Origin of the sequence: Isoptericola sp. NPDC056618 (genome assembly GCF_042792715.1) — a bacterium.
In the GTDB taxonomy this organism is placed as follows: Bacteria; Actinomycetota; Actinomycetes; order Actinomycetales; family Cellulomonadaceae; genus Isoptericola; species Isoptericola nanjingensis.
Map to the genome: position 1 here is coordinate 1 of NZ_JBHTVZ010000042.1, position 1952 is coordinate 1952.

The 1952-nt window shown below is 37.8% G+C and carries 1 protein-coding gene; it reads right to left on the reverse strand.

The window, feature by feature from the left end; genetic code table 11:
- Positions 1-69: 69 nt before the first annotated feature.
- A complete protein-coding gene (locus ACFQ8T_RS21710) occupies positions 70-978 on the reverse strand; it encodes a rolling circle replication-associated protein (protein WP_375839305.1) in 909 nt (302 codons plus the stop codon).
- Positions 979-1952: the final 974 nt, after the last annotated feature.

Genomic DNA, 1952 nt, shown 5'->3' on the forward strand with positions numbered 1-1952 from the left:
TTTGTCATTCTGACAAATAACCCTTCGGGAAATAAAAAAAACGGCTCCATAAAGAGGAACCGTTTTGCTTCAAAAATCACGTTTTGTGTTATACTGGAGAAACGAAATTGTGTTTTCAAAATTGTCATTTTCGACATGATAACTTTTCTCGTAGTGTGGTTTTGCCGAACCCACTACTTTTTTTATGTCTCCGAACTTCATTTCTTCCCGTTCCGGCTTAACAATCCCTTTTGATTTTCGATACATATTCATTCCGGAAGGATACATGTGCAGCCGTCCGCCTTTTAAAAATTTCTTTTCCCGACCTTCTACGATCTTTGTTTGCACCTCACAGCCCTCTGAAGCCACTTTTAAGGCTGTTTCCCTGTCTTGGACATCTTCTAGGTCTATATCAGTCAAATAAGCGCTCAAATAGGCTCCTATGTTGTCTATATCCTTTAATGACTTGATTGTTACAAATCCTAAACCCCATAGACTCCTTAATTCAGCATTTTTAATATAAATCTTATCCAAATCATTAAAGCGCATTAAAACATGACAATGCCAGGCTCCACGTCCTTGTGGCTCTACCACCGATAAATAATCTATCGAACTTTCTTTCTTGTATTTATAACGCAACCTGTCGATAAAATTTTGAAAATCACTATAAAGTTTTTTCGTGTCCGTCATATTTTTCTTGTATGTCAAAGTTATATGTAATTCATTTGGCCGTCCTATAAAATTGTTATTTATCAAATAACGCAGCTTCTTAAAGGTTTGTCTCAAAGAATTATAATTTTCCTGCCGATTTTCCGAATGCTCGAACTCCCGGATCTCCCCAGTAGAGAGGTCTACAAACCTATCCTTGTCCAATTTTTTGATATTATTTTTCCGGTTCATCTTCTCCATATGCTGAACTTCAATGACGTGATTCATAGTGGTCACTTTTACAACATCATTTGGAGCTATGAAAACCGCGTCACCATTGCGTTTATCCATCCATTTCCCCTCAATTTTTCCTGTAATGTTTAATTAAAATCAAGTTAATAATAAAGAACCCCAAATCCGAAGTCAGTTTTTCAACAAAAATTAGCGTCCTTTTCCCAAATAGTCCCTATACAATTCCTTAATAGCAAACTCAATTACAGCATCTTTTGAAACTCTTCCAAATTCATTGTGTTTTGTAAAATGTTCGGCTAATAACTCTAGCTTTTTAAATGTTTCAACAGTAATTCGAGGTCCAATTTGTTTTTTCTCTTCCATCCAAACACACTCCTAACAAGTTGTTAACATAATTCTAACATTGGAAATAATAGAATTCAAGAACAGAAAAAAGAAGCACACTCGGAATGATATTTCGTTTCCTTTTGATTCCGAGCCTCCACCCCTTACAATCCCCAAAGGCAACCGACAAGGGAAAATTCGTCCCTTATCGGCACCTCCGGAAATTGTACAGCAAGGGGTCACTCCCAATAAAAAGACTACGACATATAAAACAGGTTTAGCTTCAGAGAAAAAGAGCATAAGGAAACTCGGTGCCACCCTAAAAAAAAGGGTGTCAAACAGGCTGTGCCTGTTGAGTTTCTATGCTCTTAGAACAGGTGCCGTTTTTGAAGCCAAAGATATAGCATAGATACCCCATAGATATAGCAGGGATATACCAAAATATCTCTAGAGATACGGGTATCTATGCTATATCTCTCTACAAGATTCCTCCACACGCTTGACGGAAATGCTTCAGCATTTTAGCACTCACTCGACAGAGTGTATAAGTGCGCCATTCGGAATTTCAAAGCTTCAAATTTCACAGAGAGTGCCCATTTATACACACCCCCTAAATCGTGGTGTGACAATGGGTTCTCGCCGGCTCGAAATCGGTTTGTCATTCTGACAAATAACCCTTCGGGAAATAAAAAAAACGGCTCCATAAAGAGGAACCGTTTTGCTTCAAAAATCACGTTTTGTGTTATACT